General features: G+C 67.3%; 13 protein-coding genes. 4 read left to right on the top strand and 9 right to left on the bottom strand.

Going from position 1 to position 14,532, the window contains the following annotated elements; translation table 11 throughout:
• Positions 1 to 26: 26 nt before the first annotated feature.
• From AB0C01_RS14235 to AB0C01_RS14250, 4 genes are all read right to left on the bottom strand, one after another.
• The gene (locus AB0C01_RS14235; RefSeq protein WP_357252478.1) at positions 27 to 1,031 is read right to left on the bottom strand and encodes a ParB/RepB/Spo0J family partition protein; all 1,005 of its coding nucleotides are present in this window, start codon (positions 1,029 to 1,031) and stop codon (positions 27 to 29) included.
• Positions 1,032 to 1,419: 388 nt separating this feature from the next.
• Positions 1,420 to 1,869: a holo-ACP synthase gene (acpS, locus tag AB0C01_RS14240; protein WP_357252480.1), complete on the bottom strand. Its 450-nt coding sequence runs from the start codon at positions 1,867 to 1,869 to the stop codon at positions 1,420 to 1,422.
• Between the two features lie 4 nt (positions 1,870 to 1,873).
• Positions 1,874 to 2,281: an acyl carrier protein gene (locus AB0C01_RS14245; RefSeq protein ID WP_357252483.1), complete on the bottom strand. Its 408-nt coding sequence runs from the start codon at positions 2,279 to 2,281 to the stop codon at positions 1,874 to 1,876.
• Between the two features lie 740 nt (positions 2,282 to 3,021).
• Positions 3,022 to 3,639, bottom strand: a complete 618-nt coding sequence (locus AB0C01_RS14250) for a TetR/AcrR family transcriptional regulator (RefSeq protein WP_357252486.1) — start codon at positions 3,637 to 3,639, stop codon at positions 3,022 to 3,024.
• A 198-nt stretch (positions 3,640 to 3,837) separates the two neighbouring features.
• Between AB0C01_RS14250 and AB0C01_RS14255 the strand changes: the two genes are divergently transcribed.
• Entirely contained in the window at positions 3,838 to 4,293 is a 456-nt protein-coding gene (locus AB0C01_RS14255) for a DUF1772 domain-containing protein (RefSeq protein ID WP_357252489.1), read from the top strand.
• Positions 4,294 to 4,354: 61 nt separating this feature from the next.
• Here AB0C01_RS14255 and AB0C01_RS14260 read toward each other — a convergent pair whose 3' ends face one another.
• The 3 genes from AB0C01_RS14260 to AB0C01_RS14270 all read right to left on the bottom strand — a co-directional run bounded on the left by AB0C01_RS14260 (position 4,355) and on the right by AB0C01_RS14270 (position 9,077).
• Entirely contained in the window at positions 4,355 to 4,498 is a 144-nt protein-coding gene (locus AB0C01_RS14260; protein WP_357252492.1) for a hypothetical protein, read from the bottom strand.
• A 1,132-nt stretch (positions 4,499 to 5,630) separates the two neighbouring features.
• Positions 5,631 to 6,434 (bottom strand): sigma-70 family RNA polymerase sigma factor, encoded by an 804-nt coding sequence (locus tag AB0C01_RS14265; RefSeq protein WP_357571310.1) that lies wholly within the window; start codon positions 6,432 to 6,434, stop codon positions 5,631 to 5,633.
• A 375-nt stretch (positions 6,435 to 6,809) separates the two neighbouring features.
• Positions 6,810 to 9,077 carry an MMPL family transporter gene (locus AB0C01_RS14270; protein ID WP_357571311.1) on the bottom strand — a complete coding sequence of 756 codons (2,268 nt, stop codon included), beginning with the start codon at positions 9,075 to 9,077 and terminating at the stop codon, positions 6,810 to 6,812.
• A gap of 292 nt (positions 9,078 to 9,369) precedes the next feature.
• On the opposite strand from AB0C01_RS14270, the gene AB0C01_RS14275 reads away from it, so the two are divergent.
• Positions 9,370 to 9,909: a PadR family transcriptional regulator gene (locus AB0C01_RS14275; protein WP_357252501.1), complete on the top strand. Its 540-nt coding sequence runs from the start codon at positions 9,370 to 9,372 to the stop codon at positions 9,907 to 9,909.
• Between the two features lie 98 nt (positions 9,910 to 10,007).
• On the opposite strand, the gene AB0C01_RS14280 is transcribed toward AB0C01_RS14275, so the two are convergent.
• Entirely contained in the window at positions 10,008 to 10,130 is a 123-nt protein-coding gene (locus AB0C01_RS14280) for a hypothetical protein (protein ID WP_357571312.1), read from the bottom strand.
• A 445-nt stretch (positions 10,131 to 10,575) separates the two neighbouring features.
• Here AB0C01_RS14280 and AB0C01_RS14285 point away from each other — a divergent pair, with 445 nt between their 5' ends.
• Complete coding sequence (locus AB0C01_RS14285; RefSeq protein WP_357252503.1) at positions 10,576 to 11,061, top strand: SRPBCC family protein; 486 nt, start codon at positions 10,576 to 10,578, stop codon at positions 11,059 to 11,061.
• Positions 11,058 to 11,705, top strand: a complete 648-nt coding sequence (locus tag AB0C01_RS14290) for an SRPBCC family protein (protein ID WP_357571313.1) — start codon at positions 11,058 to 11,060, stop codon at positions 11,703 to 11,705. Before AB0C01_RS14285 ends, AB0C01_RS14290 begins: the two co-directional genes overlap by 4 nt.
• A 64-nt stretch (positions 11,706 to 11,769) precedes the next feature.
• Here the strand turns inward: AB0C01_RS14290 and AB0C01_RS14295 are convergent, their stop codons facing one another.
• A complete protein-coding gene (locus AB0C01_RS14295) occupies positions 11,770 to 14,466 on the bottom strand; it encodes an AAA family ATPase (protein ID WP_357571314.1) in 2,697 nt (898 codons plus the stop codon).
• Positions 14,467 to 14,532: the final 66 nt, after the last annotated feature.

The raw sequence follows: 14,532 nt of genomic DNA on the forward strand, positions 1-14,532 counted from the left end.
CGGACGAATTACGAAATGTTCACCTCTCAGTTCGACCGCGTACGCTCCTCGATTCGCCCCGCGAGGCGCAGCCACACCGCGCCCCGCTGCCGCGCCAGTCGTGCGACGGTCTCGAGGTGGTAGGGCGGCAGGCATGCGACAGCCCGCTCACAGCCTTGCTCGTCGAAGGTCATCGTCGCGAGCCAGCGCAGTACCCACCGACCGCCGGCCGTCCGACGCACCGCCGGGTCGCTACGCAACCGCTGCATCATCAACTCTGCGGCCATCGCATCCGCCTCACCCAACTCGGGCTCTGCAACCACAGCGCCGGACAACGTCGCTCGCTGTCGGGCGGGCAGCGGATCCTTGCCGCACCGCACCCGATTGCGCACGTCCTTAGCAGTAGTCAAGGAGATCCCGGCCTCGTCCGCAATCTGCCGCAGCGGCGTGTGCGGCCGCGACCGGATCAGTTCGGCCGCTCGCAGCCGACCCTCCACCAGCGGGCGGCGGCTGATCGTTCCGTCACGGGCAACCCGGTCGGTCGGCTGCGGAATCTCCGCGGGCGACCGCCGCCGGATTGCCCCAACCGTCTTGTCGGAGACGCCAGTCACCGAGGCGATCGATCGGTCGGACCACTCGGGATAGTCGTGGAGGATGCGGGTAGCCGCCGCTTTCCGCTCCGCCAGCGACAGTGGCAGCCCATGTGTCACATTGAGCCGAACCGCGAGGACGAACGCCTCGCGGTCGCAACCGTCGAACAGCACTGCTGTGATCGTCCGCTGACCGCACAGCAGCGCTGCCCGCACCCGATGGGCACCGTCAATTACACGCATGGTACTGCGCTGCACCAGAATCGGCGGCAGCTCCGCCCCCGACTCGGCCAGCGCACGCGCGTAGGCCAGGTTCACACCACCGAATCGCAACGCCTCGACTCCGTGAAGATCGGCGATTGGCAGCTCAGCGATCGCAGCATCGGACCGGTCATGCCCGTGGACATCCGTCACATTCCGCTCGAGCAGCGCGGCACCACCAACCGAATACCGGCCTGACATCAGTTCTCCCCCGCAATCCGCCCGTACCTCCCCCAGGAGGTTCGGATATGTCGTATCGGCTGTGCCGCATCAGGACTAACAAATGCCTGGATTGCCGATCGCAGGACCTACTGCGCCGTGCCATTGGTCAGCCGCACGATCCGGCAACCCCCAAATCTGACCGGCCCGCCGCAGCACCTCGATCGCTGCGACGCCCCCGTACCCAGCGGATCGGGAGAGATGCCGTGGGTCGGCTCCCGCCAGTGCGTCTCGACCCTCGACATGACCACAAGCACGCTGACCCACTGAGTGTCTGACCAGCGAGTCGATCCGTCAGGTGGATTTCATCGCTGTCCAATCCGCCCTCGACGTACGTGCTGTCTCGGACGTCTGGGTGGCCCGCCTGCCCCTATCCATCGCCGTGCACTTCGGAACTGGGCTCGGGGGTGACCGCCGAGTGCCCGGATACGCAGGCACAGGCGGCCGTTTCCACCAGAACGGCGTGGGCAAGGGCGAGACCGGCAGTGTGCGAAATGGAAATCTCTACCTGACCCGCGCCCCGCCTTCGCCAGACCGCCTCCACCTCGCCGTACAGGTGAACCCGCGGCTTACCCCACGGCTCGTTGACGATCTCGACATCCGTCCACCGCATCCGTGGACCTAGGCCGGTGCCGAGTGCCTTCAGGACCGCCTCCTTGGCGGCGAACCGACCGGCGAGCCGCACGAACCGGTCTCGCCGGCCGGAGCAGGCGGCCAGTTCCCGTTCTGTGAACAGCTCACTGCTGGCGGCCGGCTGCTGCTTCAGCAATGTCTGTACGCGGTCCACCTCGACGAGATCGACACCGACCCGTACTCCCATGAGATCAGCCGACGAGCTCGGTGTTCCGGTCGACCACCAGATCCACGAGATTGTCCGCAGTGAACAACCCCATGACCTCCTCCGCCGGCAGCTTCCCTCGCAGGTCCTCCACCGCGATCTGTGGCATGACCTTCTTCAGGTGGGCAAGCCCGACCTCGGAGACGACCCCCTCCGGCGTACCGAACTCCTCCTCAGGGATACCACCCTGGATGCGTTCGGCCAGGTCGCCGGCGGTGACCTTGATACCGAGGCTGCGCTCCAGCCGGAAGAGGATGTCCAGGAGATCGATGGACTCCGCGCCGAGATCACCGAACAGTGTCGCCTCCGGCGTCACCTCCTCGGGCTCGACGCCAAGCGCGTCCACCATTGCCGCTTTGACGGCGCCCACAACAACATCATGCGTGACGGCCACAATGGGTCCCTTCTTGTTGTCACCGAGCGGCCCTCGAAAGACCTCTCGCTTTTAAAGACCCGACGTGGCCCCGAGTTCGTACACCTCCACGCTAAAAATCTTTGTCCGACTCTTGGAACCGCTCGACCCGTCCCACACCGCCACACATCAAAGCGCTGCGGGTTATCCTCGCCAATAACAGACCTAAGCCGGACAAGAGCAGCCGATCACTAACCAGGCCGACAACACGTACAGCCACCTGCCGCAACCGGGTCCGTCGTTGAAAGGGTGTAACTCCGAACAAAGGGAGACACCGAGATGGGAAACGCGGTGCGCGTGAGGTCGGCGACAGCGACACCCCCCGGGTGTCCGAACGCCACCCGGGTGAGTGGCGTCACCGCCGTGAAGCACGGCTTGACGTCGCGTTTCCCAATGTCAACCAGAACATTACGGATCAAGTGGAGCCGTGAAGGAATACCACGTTGCTCCATGCTTCGGCGTCATTGGTGTGGCCCGCGGTTTCCGAGAATTATTCGCGACCGCTTGTGATGCGCTTCGAGGTGTTGTTGCCGCATGTGAAGAGCGGCAGCGAAGGTTGGCGTTGGCGACCGCCGCCAGGTTGTTGGCCCCGCCGACAGACCACCCGGGTGGTCACCGTGCGGATCGGTTGGCCAGCCGTGGCCTGCCCCCACCATCCCGGCGGGGAGTCGCTCGACCGCACCTGCGGCGAAGATCCACAACACCATCGGCAAACCCGGCGGTCAGTGGACATCGGCACTAGAAGCGGCGTCACCATCGCATGCGTTGGTGATGGTCCTGAGGAGGCCAACATTGCTCGGGTAGGTCGCCGAGAGGAGTTCGCGTACGACGGGTTCACGGTCATAGTCATCGGCCAGGCGTAAGCCGAGGATGACGTTGGCCATCATGCCGGCGGCGAGGGTCTGACTGGCTTGCTCGGGTGTGAGCTTGCCGCGGTCGACGAGCACTCGGTAGACGCGAAGGAAGCCGTCTCTGGCGAGTGGCCCGATCTCCGGATCGCTGCCGGCGGTGAAGGCGTGCGCGAGGCAGAGTTGCAAGCCCTGCTCCTTGAACAGGCGAAGGTAGGCGACACCAATACGCGGCGCGAGGTCGCCGAGTGCGTCGTCGTCGATCGTCTGCTCGAACACCTCGATCACCCTGTCGAGCGCGTGCTCGATCGCGGCTCGTATGAGCGCGTCCTTGCTGCCGAACAGGGACACCACGTAGGGCTGGCTCACGGCGGCCTCGCGGGCGATGTCTGCCGTGGTGGTTGCGGCGAAGCCCTTACTGCCGAAGATCCGGATCGCCGCAGCGAGCACGGAAGCACGCCGCTGGGACGAGGAGACTCGTTTCTGGCCCATGGTTGACATGTTATCAATCAATCAATAACCTTCGCGGCATGCGCTGCTGATCAGCCACCTCCGCGGGAGCACCGGCCATCGCGGCGACCGACTCCTGTCGTGCCTTCCCATGTGCGGTGTCACGTCGCGGATGCTGCGGCACGGCTCGCCGATGTGGCTTGGCGCCGCGCAGGCCGCCACGACGAGAGAGGAGCGGGTATGGACGTGCTGATGTTCGCCACCGTCGCCGTACTGGGGTTCACGGCGTGCGCCGAGTTCGGTTCATATGCTTTTGTGCATCCGGTGGTCAAGCGTCTGGCGCCGCGTGACCACATCCTGGTCGAACAGGGCCTGCTGCGTACCTTCGGCATTGTGATGCCGGTGGCGATGACGGCTTCGCTCGTACTGGCTATCAGCTACGCGGCCCGCCCGGATGGGGCGGGATTGCCCGAGGTGTTGCGCTGGGTAGCGGCCGCAGCCTGGGCCACGGGTATCGTCACGACCGTGGTCGTGAACGTGCCGATCAACCTGTCGACGCTGCGCTGGGACAAGGATTCCCCTCCCGAACGCTGGCAGGAGCGCCGTAACCGCTGGGAGTGGTTTCAGGGATACCGTTCGTGGGCCTATCTCGCGGCCTTCCTGCTCGTCGTTCTCTCGATAGCCACGGTCGACTGAGCCTGAGTGGGAGGAGTAGTGCCCCCAGCTCCGCGGCTCCGTCTTTTTTGATCTGTCCCGCCTAGGTGATGAGACCGCGTGCAGGGCCGCTGCCGACCTTGAAGGCGTCCTGCCGGTGGGGCTTGAGCCCGTGCCCGCGCCGCAGCGTGGCCATCCAGTGGCGGGAGACGCGCACATCCTCAATTCGTCCGACATAGATGGTCATTCTCCGCGCCGGATCCGCGCGGGCAGCTACTCACGAGGAGCGGCGTGCGAGGCACCGGTCAGGGCTGCCCCGTCAACACGCCACGTCCTTACGACTACGGCGCCATAAAAGGTGACGACCTGGACGCAGCGGTGGGTGGTTACGTCACCGATGTGCTCGCGGGACAGCCGAACATCGGCCACACTCGCGGCGAACCCCCACAACTGCGCGGACTTTTTTCGCCATTTACGGCAGATTTTTTATCCGACTTTTCCGAACGTACCGCGCCCCTATCACTCTGTCCACGCACTACAACTGTGTGTTACAGTGTCCATAACGGACGTAAGCCGGACAAGAGCAGGCGATCACGAGCCAGGCTGACAACACACACATCACTCGGAATCCCGTGCACATGATCAGGAACCGTGGACAGCCAGGCGGTCGTCGGATCGTGGAACGCGGGCAGCGGTTGGTATAGATCGATCCAGGATCCACGCGATGCGGGCGGCCTGGCTAGGCGCATCGCCGGGTTTGACCGGTATGAGAGTTCCGCGAGGCCGCCATAGGGTGGGTCTGGGCAGGCGGATTCTTGCGGGACAAAGAAATTAACAAAACTGGTACGATCGATTCAAGGCACGGGGGCCACGTCAAGGCGCGGGGCATGAATATGTCATCGAGCCCGATCGGAATGCTTACACGGCCTTAGGAGGTAGGGCATGGTTCGGCGAGTGACGCCCGATGACCCACGTCCGGCAGCGGATGAGCAGCTCCTCGCAGACCTCCGACTCGCCCTCGGAGGCGGCGTGCGCGCAGCGGAGATCGACCTCGCCATCAAGGTCCAGCAGGTCGCGCCGCCCTGGCGTGGTGCCGGCACCACGCCCGACGTGGCCCCTGGGCCAAACGTCGCTAGTGCCCTGACCACAAACGTTGGCCGGGTTGGGTGACACAGCATCCTGGGCCAACCCGATCGAAGCCCATTTCGGGCCACTACGCACGTTCGTGGTCGCCGGATCCGACCACCAAAACCACGTCGCACTGGGCCGCCACCTGCACCGATACCTAAGCTGGCGCAACGCCAACGCCCGCCACGCCGTAGCCATGGCCGCCCAACCAACCCGGCGAACGTTTGTGCTCGGGGCACTAGCACCGCGGGTTAGAGAGCGCCTCGACGAGGCGGCTCGGCGACCAGACGTCGTCCAGCGCCGGCTGTTGAGTTGCCGACACCCGACGCTGGCGACCCGAAGCGGGGACAATCAGCCTCGGACGGATGTCGCCGTTTGCGGATGTCCGTCGCCGCAGGTGATCCAGAGGCTCGCGTCAGTTCTCGGCCCCCAAGTCTAGCGCTGGTACGCTCGTCCGCCCCCGAGACGCAAGCCGGAACCTGCTCGTCTGCCGGGGACATCCGGCCGGCATCGACTTGATTCAGCGCCCTGCGAAGGTCGTTCAGGCACCGGGACCGCACCGGCCCCACCGACCCGGGAGCCAGGCCGAGTGACTGCGCGACCTGCGCGTAGCTGAACTCGTCCATCAGGAGCGCGAGCATGTGCTGACAACGAGGGGACAGCAGCTGGAATGCCTGCCGCAGCCGCTCCGCCCCTTCCCGCGAGAGAACCTCCTCCTCCGCCGAGGCCGCGCTACGCTGCCCGCGTTCAAGGATCACGACCTCGTCTGTCGGTGCCGGCAATCGCCTGCCACCCAGATGTCGTAGCACCTCGCGCCGAGCCACCATCGAAAGCCACTCGGCCAGTAGCTCCGGCTGACGCAATTGATCGAGCCGACGCCAGAGCCGCAGCCAGGTGGCCTGGCTGACATCCTCGCAGTCCGCCTGGCTCAGCCCATACGAGCGCGCGATCGCGCTGACCAACGGACCGAACCGGCGTACCAGAGTTGCCCAGGCAACCTCGTCACCCCCTCGACATGTCAACACGAGCGACTCCGTTGTGGCCGACTTCTTCACGAGGCCCCCCTACCGAAGGTGAAGAAATGCCCAATTGCGCCTCGGTGACACGTGAGACCATCCCGGAGATTCGTACCGGGCGACCACGTTCGACCGGGCATGCCTGCTGCACGAGTCCTTTGCGCTTGGTCCGGGTGATGACATGATGAACTCAAATTATATGGAGCAAATTAAGGACTCAGCATAGGAGACCGTTGATGATCTGTCAAAAAGTTATGGCCGTCTGTCGCATTTATTAACGTGCCCGTAAGGTGACCACGGAGGCGCGCACGCGCGACCGAGGTGGCGTAATTCCTTGCTCTCGCCGTGTCCATGTAGGCCCACCTGGGCATCGTCGTACGTCATCCGACCGGCGACGTGCCCGACCCGGAAATCTCAACTCTTCCGGTCGATTGCCACATCGACGCCCCCGCCGGCGTTCGCCGAACCCGGACCGCCCGGCACCCCGTTCCCGGCGGGCGCCGGCTCGTGGCCCGGGCCGTCCGGAAGACTGTCGTGCTCCTTGATGCCGTGCCGATCCCACCAGCCGGCGACGGGCGCCGGCAGCCACCACGCGGCACGTCCGAGAAGCCGCATCGTGGCCGGCACCAGCAGTCCCCGCACGATGGTGGCGTCCACCACGATGGCGATCACCAACCCGACACCGACCATCTTGATGAAGACGACTCCAGAGGTGGCGAAAGCCCCCACGACCACCACCAGCAGGAGAGCCGCACTGGTGATAATGCCGGCCGTACGTTGGACGCCGACTGCGATGGACTCGATCGGGTCACCGGTGCGGTCCCACTGTTCCCGGATCCGCGACAGCAGGAAGACCTCATAGTCCATCGAGAGACCGAAGGCGATGGCCAGCATGAGGACAGGCATTGTCACGTCGACCATGCCGGTGGGTGTGAAGGCGAGCGGTCCGGCCAGGTTGCCATCTTGGAAGATCAGTACCAGCGCGCCGAAGGACGCGCTCAACGAGAGCAGGTTCATCACGACGGACTTGAGCGGCAGCAGCACCGAGCCGAACGCGATGAACAGCAGCACTAGCGAGGTCACCAGGACAAAGAGCCCCATCCAGGGCAACCGCTCGCCGACAGACGCGAGCAGATCGACCAGTTGGGCAGGACCACCGGTGAAGAGCACCTCGGTCCCCGACGGCGGGGGCACGGCACGCAGCGCGGCGAGCATCTCCCGTGCCTGCTCGGACTGCGGGTCGAGTGCGTACCGGAGGTCGATGCGCGACACGCCCTGCCCGGTGGCGACGAGTTGGGCGCTGTCCACCCCGGACACCGCGTCGAGCCGGCCGATGTAATCCTGGACAACGGCCTGCTGCTCGGCGCTCTGAGTCGCACCGTCCGACCGGACCACCGCGGCGCTGATCAGTCGTGGCGGGCCGCCTGGGAACCGCTCGTCGAGCACCTCTGCCACGGTCCGGCTCTCCGACCCCACCGGAAGCACTCGCTCGTCCGCGTTACCCCACTCGACCCGCAGGAAGGGAGAGCCCAGGACCAACAGGAGGGCGACGATGCCGATGCTGGTCAGCACTGGACGGCGCATCACCCTGTGCACGAAGAGGTACCAGCCACGACCGGGATCCTTCGACGACGCCTCGGCCGACCTGCGCCGACGCGGCAACGGCACCCGCAGCGCGTTGATCCGATGCCCGACGACGGCCAGCACCGCCGGCAGCATCGTCATTGAGCCGACCAGCGCCAGGAGCACCGCCGCCACGCCCCCGAACCCCATCGAGCGTAGAAAGACCTGGGGGAAGAGGGTGAGACTGAGGAGCGAGATGGCGATGGTGAGGCCCGAGAAGAAGACTGTCCGCCCGGCCGTGTTCATGGTGCGTACGATCGCGTCGCCGACCGATCTGCTGATCGGCAGTTCCTCCCGGAAGCGGCTGACGATGAACAGCGCGTAGTCGATGGCGAAGCCGAGACCGAGCATCGTGACGATGTTGATAGAGAACGGCGACACGTCGAACCAGTAGGTGAGCACCCGCAGCAGGGTGAACGACCCCAGGATCACCAGGCCCCCGACGAGCAGCGGCACCAGCGCCGCGACCGCGCTGCGGAAGATCAGCACCAGCAACACAAGCAGCAGCGGGATGGAGATCGCTTCAGCGAAGAGGATGTCCTCGGCGACCTGGGCGCTGATGTCGCGTGACACCGCCGCTGGCCCGCCGAGTTGCACCGTCAAGCCGGGCGCGGCCAGGTCGTCTTCGATTTCCCGCAACGCCTCGCCACGGTCGGCCGCGTTGTCGCCGGCGAGTTGTATCGCCACGTACGTGGCGCCCCGGTCGGTCGAGACGAAAGCATCCTGGTTGGTGGACCAGTAGGACGTGGTCCGGGCGACCAGGTCGGTCGGCAGTGCGGCGATGACGCCATCCACTGCGGCGCGGAACGACGGATCGTCCACGGTTCGGCCCGCGCCGTCGTACAGCGCGATCACGTCGACCGTCTCGCGCCCCAGGGCCTGCTGGATGCGTTCCTGAGCGCGATAGGACTCGCTGGCCGGGTCGTCGAACCCGCCTTCGGCGTGCATGACACCGAACAGTCCGGTGCCCCAGACACCGGAAAATACTACAAATGTTAGGGAAAGTGCCAAGAACAACCAACGTCCGCGCATAGCGGCGCGACCCAGAACACCGAACACATCGACCCCCCGTGTTAACGCATCGGCGCAGCGACGCCCCACCCATCGACGACCGTCCGGCCCATCGCCACTCTGGCATCTGGCACAGTGGAACGTCAAGACCTTCCCTTATGCTAGGTCGTCAGAGAGCAGGCTCCACCCAGATCAAAGATTTGCCCAGGCCGCTGGTGCCCGCGACGACACCGGGGCGGGCCAGATGAGCGGGCACCAGACCCGGTGCCGGCACCACCGCACGGGGCGCGACGGGCTGCCAACCCGGACACGGCCGGCACCACGACGCAGGAGGTCGGCTATGCCCAGCAAACCGTTAAACTCCACTGCCGCCTCGATGCTGGGTCTCCTGCACCAGGGGCCAATGACAGGCTGGGACCTCCTGAGCGCCGCCGAGCGGTTGATCGGCAATTTCTGGTCGCTCACGCAGAGCCAGGTCTACCGCGAACTCGCCGCTATGGAGACGGCCGGGCTGATCACCGCCGGCACCCGCGGCCCCCGGGACCGCCGGCCCTACGAGCTGACCGATTCCGGCCGGGGCGCCTTCGCCGAATGGGTCAACCGCGAACCGGGGAAGGAGCACATCCGCATCCCACTGCTGCTCTCCATTGGATTCGGCCAGCACATCGACCCTGAACTACTAGCGCACTATGTCGCCGAGCACCGGGCCCGGCACGCCGAACGGCTAGCGAATTACATGAATGTGCTTCAGAATGCCGAGGAAAGCGGGCTCGTGCCCGACCTGTACCGGCGGGCGACCCTGCGCTTCGGCCTCATCTACGAGCAAGCGGTACTGGAGTGGTTCGACAGCCTGCCGGCCGAGATACGCGGCGAGAGCTGACCCGCGGCCGCCCGGTTCGCCGCCCAGCACGACCAGGACGAACAGAAGCGGATCCGATGACTGACGCACGCAGCCCCGCCTCTTGGCGGTCGCGGGCGCTACAGGCGGTCGCCTCCCTCGCGGGCCTGGTCGTCGTACTGGGCGATGGCGCGCGAACCCGACCAGGCTGCCCGACCTTCGGGCAGGACGATCGGGCCATCCGGGGCCGACGCGATCACCATGCCGGCATCCCGTCAACGCGCTTGGCCCGAGCGTCCCAGGGTCCCAACGCGACCGCTTGAGACGCCGCACGAAACAAACTCAACGACGGGGCAGCCGTGACGTGCTGCCGAAGGACCTCTCGGCTGGGACCGAGGGCCGCAAGGCCGGTTCGCTCGCCTCGCCGCGCGCGGTGCATTCGGAGCGCGTTCCCCCGACACCGCACACGGCTACTGTCCCCTACCCGGACGTGGGCGATGCGACGTGGTTCGCCTGCGACCAGGTGCCGGCAGCAGGCACGGAGGTAAGGACCTTCACCGTGGCCGGCGCACGTACCGCGAACTAGGTAATTCTTGCCGATGTGTAGCGGTTGCCGTCTTGGCACGATCGCATCTGCCGGGTGTGGATCGGGCGGCTCGCTCTCATGCCCGGCGATCCGATGGTCAGTGACCGCAGAGAGGCTTCACGATGGAGATCATTACGGACACCGACGAGGCCGGCATTGACGTGTCGGCCCCGGTGGTCAGCCGCCACAGCGTCACGGTGACCGCGTCGGCGGAAGCCGTGTGGCGGATCCTCACCGACATCGACGCATGGACGACCTGGCTGCCAGAAATCCCGTACGCACGCGTGGAAACACCCGGTCCGCTCGCCCCGGGCTCCGTGTTCCGCTGGTCGGCCGCGGGCATGGAGATCGAGTCGACGATCGTTCAGGTACGGCCGCGGGAACGCCTCGTGTGGCGGGGATACGGTGACGGACCGGACGGGGTCCTCGGTGTCCACGTCTGGGCGCTCACTCCGGCCGGCGACGGTGTGGAGGTGTCGACCGAGGAGTCCTTCGCGGGCCCGCCTGTCGACGCCGACCCTGGGCCGTTCCAGGAGGGCCTCGACACGACCCTCGCCAGGTGGCTGGAACGACTCAAGGGCACCGCCGAGGCGGTGACCGCCCCGTGAAGAATCGTGTGTTTGCCGTCGCGACGGCAGTGGTCGTGGCCGGCCTCGTGGGCACCGCAGGTGCGCCGGCTCGGGCCGAGGTCAGGCGCGATGTCGGTGCCGACCACGCGACGCTGCGATGTGCGGGACGGACCGTCGACACTGCGGCGAAGATCCGCTATCGGACGGAGACGACGATCGACGCTCCGCTGCGAACCGTCTGGAAGTTGCAGACCGACGTGGAACGCTGGCCGTCTTGGCAGAAGCCGGTTTCCTCCAGCAAGCGGCTCGATCGTGGCCCACTGCGTCCTGGTTCATCCTTCCGATGGACGACACCGGTCCTCGAGACCGCGCTGAATCCCGCCACGACCCTCGTCGTCACGTCCAGCGTCCGGCAGCTTCAACACCAGAGGTGCCTTCGGTGGGACGGCCCGGCGATCGGTGTGGGGCTGCGCATCGACGAGGGGGTCCACGTGTGGACGTTCACCGAGATCGACGGTCGCGTTCTCGTGCGTACCGAGGAGACGTGGCGCGGGGACCAGGTGGAGCAGGACGTCGCCTTCTCCACCGTGGCTCTCGGGGCGGGCCTGGAGACGTGGCTGACGGAGCTGAAGACGCGTGCCGAACGGGAGTGTGACCGGGCCCGGCGCCCAGCGCTGACGTGACCCAGCGGGCCCCGCCGGTCTCGTACCGGCGGGGCCCTTTCGTCGCTCGGTCGGCCCGGCTCCGTCAGCGGAGTAGTTCTCGTAGCTGCCGGCGTGAGGTGATGCCCAGCTTGCGGTAGAGGTTGCGCAGGTGGGCGTCGATCGTTCGCGGGCTGACGAACAGCAGCGCGGCGACTTCCTTGGTGCCTGCACCGGAGGCGACCTTGCGGGCGACGAGTAGTTCGCGGGCGGTCAGCCCCGCGAGCGGATCGGCGTCGTCGGCCAGGGTCGGCTCGCCGATGGCATCTAGTTCGCGGGCGGCGCGGCCGGCGAACCCGCGCGCGCCGATGGTGGAGAGCAGTTGGTGCGCGGCGCGCAGCTCCACCCGCGCCTCGGCGCGGCGGCCGACCCGTCGCAGCCACTGCCCGTAGAGCAGTCGGGCACGCGCGTAGTGGACTCGCATCCTGCTCCCGGCGAACCGGCTGATCGCGGCACGGTAGTGGTCCTGCGCGCCGAGCCCCGGGTCGAGCAGCGCACTCGCCAGTAGATGCGCACCGGTCGTCCACGCGTTCGGGTTGACCCGTGCGACATCCGCGATCCATTTGGCCGATTCCTTGGCTTCTTCGGGACGTCCGACGTACGCGGCGGCTTCGACCAGCTCGTGGTGGAAGACGGAGGCGGCGTACGCCCCGCGCCGGTGCTGGTCCCGTACGAGCAGCAAGGCGTCGATCGCGGCCTCATGGTCGCCGCTGCCGTTGCACAGAACGCCGATCGCGTAGTGCAGCGCAGTGGGTTTCACCCCCACCCAGTCGCGCAGCCTCTCCCGGATCTCGCGGAACCGTTCGACGTCCCCGCTCCAGGCGGCAAGCATCAGGTCGGACCCGACGAGGTTTGACGTCCCGGCGGCCTCGTCGACCGCACGCGCCTCGATGATGCAGAGCTGCGCGTCGGCGAAGCGACCCACGATCGTCCGGGCGACAGCCTGGAAGCGCAACGCATGGGGAAGGATCGCGTAGGCCCCCTGCGCCCGGGCGAGTTCCACCTGACGGTCGGTGATCTGCTCCATGGCATCGCTGTCACCGATGTCGACGCTCAACACACAGGCACGTTCCATCCACCACGGATCCGCGCCGGTCGTGCGGGCGTGGTCCCGGAAGGCGTCGACCGTACGCCGCATCAGGGGCATCGCCTCGTCCACCGGGCGGAGATGCTGCTCGACCAATGCCCGCAGCAGCAGATCGACCGGACGTGGCGGCTGACGCTCGGGTACCCGTTCCCGGATGTGCAGGGCGAGGCGCCGTAACCTCCCCGGCTCGTCGACGCTGAACATGAGCGACGCGAACGCCTCCAGGTAGGTTTCGCGGACCTCGTCGGGCCCCACGCCGTCGGCCGCTTCGATGAGCGCGATCGTCGCCGGGATGGTGCGCGCCACGTGATAGTCGATCGTGGCGCGCAGTAGCCGCGCGGCGTGGCGGTCGGCGGGGTCCGGGTGGAGACGCTCGGCCTCGTCCACCAACTCCCGGGCGGCAGATGGTGCCCCCGAGCCCAACCGCGCCCGGGCCGCGGCCAACAACCGGCGGGCCTGCCGCGACCGGCCGGGGGTCAGTCGGGCCGCGCGCTCGAGGAACGCGGCCACGGCCGCGAGTCCGCCGCGGTGCTGTGCCCGGCCGGCCGAACGCTCCAGCTCGGCCGCGGTCTCCTCATCCGGGCCGGTGATCGCGTTCGCCTGGTGCCAGGCGCGACGGTCGGGATCGACGTCGGCGTCCGTACCGGCGGCGAGCGACGCGTGCGCCTGCCGTCGCGCCCCGGCGCCAGTCGACAGGTACACCGCGGAACGCGCCAACGGATGCCGGAAGTGCACCCGGGGCCCGGCCACCAACAGGCCGCTGTCCTCGGCCGCGGCCAGGTCCACGGCGTCCAGCCCCTGGATCGCCATCGCGCGGCGCAGCAGAACGAGGTCGCCTGTCGGCTCCGCCGCGGCCAGCGCCAGAACCGAGCGCGTGGGTGCCGGCAGCCGCAGGAACCGACTCACGAACCGGTGTTCCACGGCGCGGTGCCCGGCGTCCCCGGGTAGCCCGAACGGTCCGGCGTCGCGGGCGAACTCCACCAGGGCGAGCGGGTTGCCGGCCGCTTCGGCGAGGATCCGTTGCACGATCGCTGCCTCGTGGCCGAATGGTGCCAGATACCGCAGCAGGGTGAGGGCCTCCGAATCGGAGAGCCCGGTGAGGGTGAGGGCGGGCAGGCGACCGAGCTCCGACACCGAGGCGGCGTCGCGGGCAGCGAACACCATGGCGACCCGCTCCGCCGCAACGCGTGCCGCGACGAAGGCCAGTACCTGCCGCGAGCCGGCGTCGATCCACTGCACGTCGTCGATCGCGCAGAACACCGGCCTGCGCCGGCCTACGGCACTCAGCAGGCCGAGAACGGCCAAGCCGACAAGCATCGGGGTCGGCGTGGCCCCGGCGTGCAGTCCGAACACCGCGTCGAGCGCGTTCCGCTGCGGTACGGGGAGCCCGGCGCGGTGGTCGAGCACGGGCGCGCACAACTGGTGCAGGGCCGAGTAGGGCAGCTCGCTCTCGAACTCGACACCACCGGCCCGCAGCACCCGCCATCCGTCGAGCCGCGAAGCGGCCGCACCGATGAGCGTCGACTTGCCGATCCCCGCGTCACCGAGAACGAGCATCGCCCCGCTATGGCCCCGCGCAGCGGCTGCCGTCACCGAGGCGATCTCGCCCAACTCCGCCTCGCGAGCGACGAACAATCCCGACCTGATATCTGTCATCAGCTTCTGCGTGTCGCCGGACGAATGGTGCCCTCTGGTTGTTCGGCCCCACCGATGGTATCCAGA

Origin of the sequence: Micromonospora sp. NPDC048905, from assembly GCF_040649655.1 — a bacterium.
GTDB lineage: Bacteria > Actinomycetota > Actinomycetes > Mycobacteriales > Micromonosporaceae > Micromonospora.

What these genes read in the sequence shown, in the direction of transcription:
- AB0C01_RS14280 (WP_357571312.1), bottom strand. Translation starts at nt 10,130, where the DNA reads ATGGTGATCGCGTCGGCCCCGGATGGCCCGATCGTCCTGCCCGAAGGT.
- AB0C01_RS14250 (WP_357252486.1), bottom strand. Translation starts at nt 3,639, where the DNA reads ATGGGCCAGAAACGAGTCTCCTCGTCCCAGCGGCGTGCTTCCGTGCTC.
- AB0C01_RS14275 (WP_357252501.1), top strand. Translation starts at nt 9,370, where the DNA reads ATGCCCAGCAAACCGTTAAACTCCACTGCCGCCTCGATGCTGGGTCTC.
- acpS (WP_357252480.1), bottom strand. Translation starts at nt 1,869, where the DNA reads ATGGGAGTACGGGTCGGTGTCGATCTCGTCGAGGTGGACCGCGTACAG.
- AB0C01_RS14260 (WP_357252492.1), bottom strand. Translation starts at nt 4,498, where the DNA reads ATGACCATCTATGTCGGACGAATTGAGGATGTGCGCGTCTCCCGCCAC.
- AB0C01_RS14295 (WP_357571314.1), bottom strand. Translation starts at nt 14,466, where the DNA reads ATGACAGATATCAGGTCGGGATTGTTCGTCGCTCGCGAGGCGGAGTTG.
- AB0C01_RS14235 (WP_357252478.1), bottom strand. Translation starts at nt 1,031, where the DNA reads ATGTCAGGCCGGTATTCGGTTGGTGGTGCCGCGCTGCTCGAGCGGAAT.
- AB0C01_RS14255 (WP_357252489.1), top strand. Translation starts at nt 3,838, where the DNA reads ATGGACGTGCTGATGTTCGCCACCGTCGCCGTACTGGGGTTCACGGCG.
- AB0C01_RS14285 (WP_357252503.1), top strand. Translation starts at nt 10,576, where the DNA reads ATGGAGATCATTACGGACACCGACGAGGCCGGCATTGACGTGTCGGCC.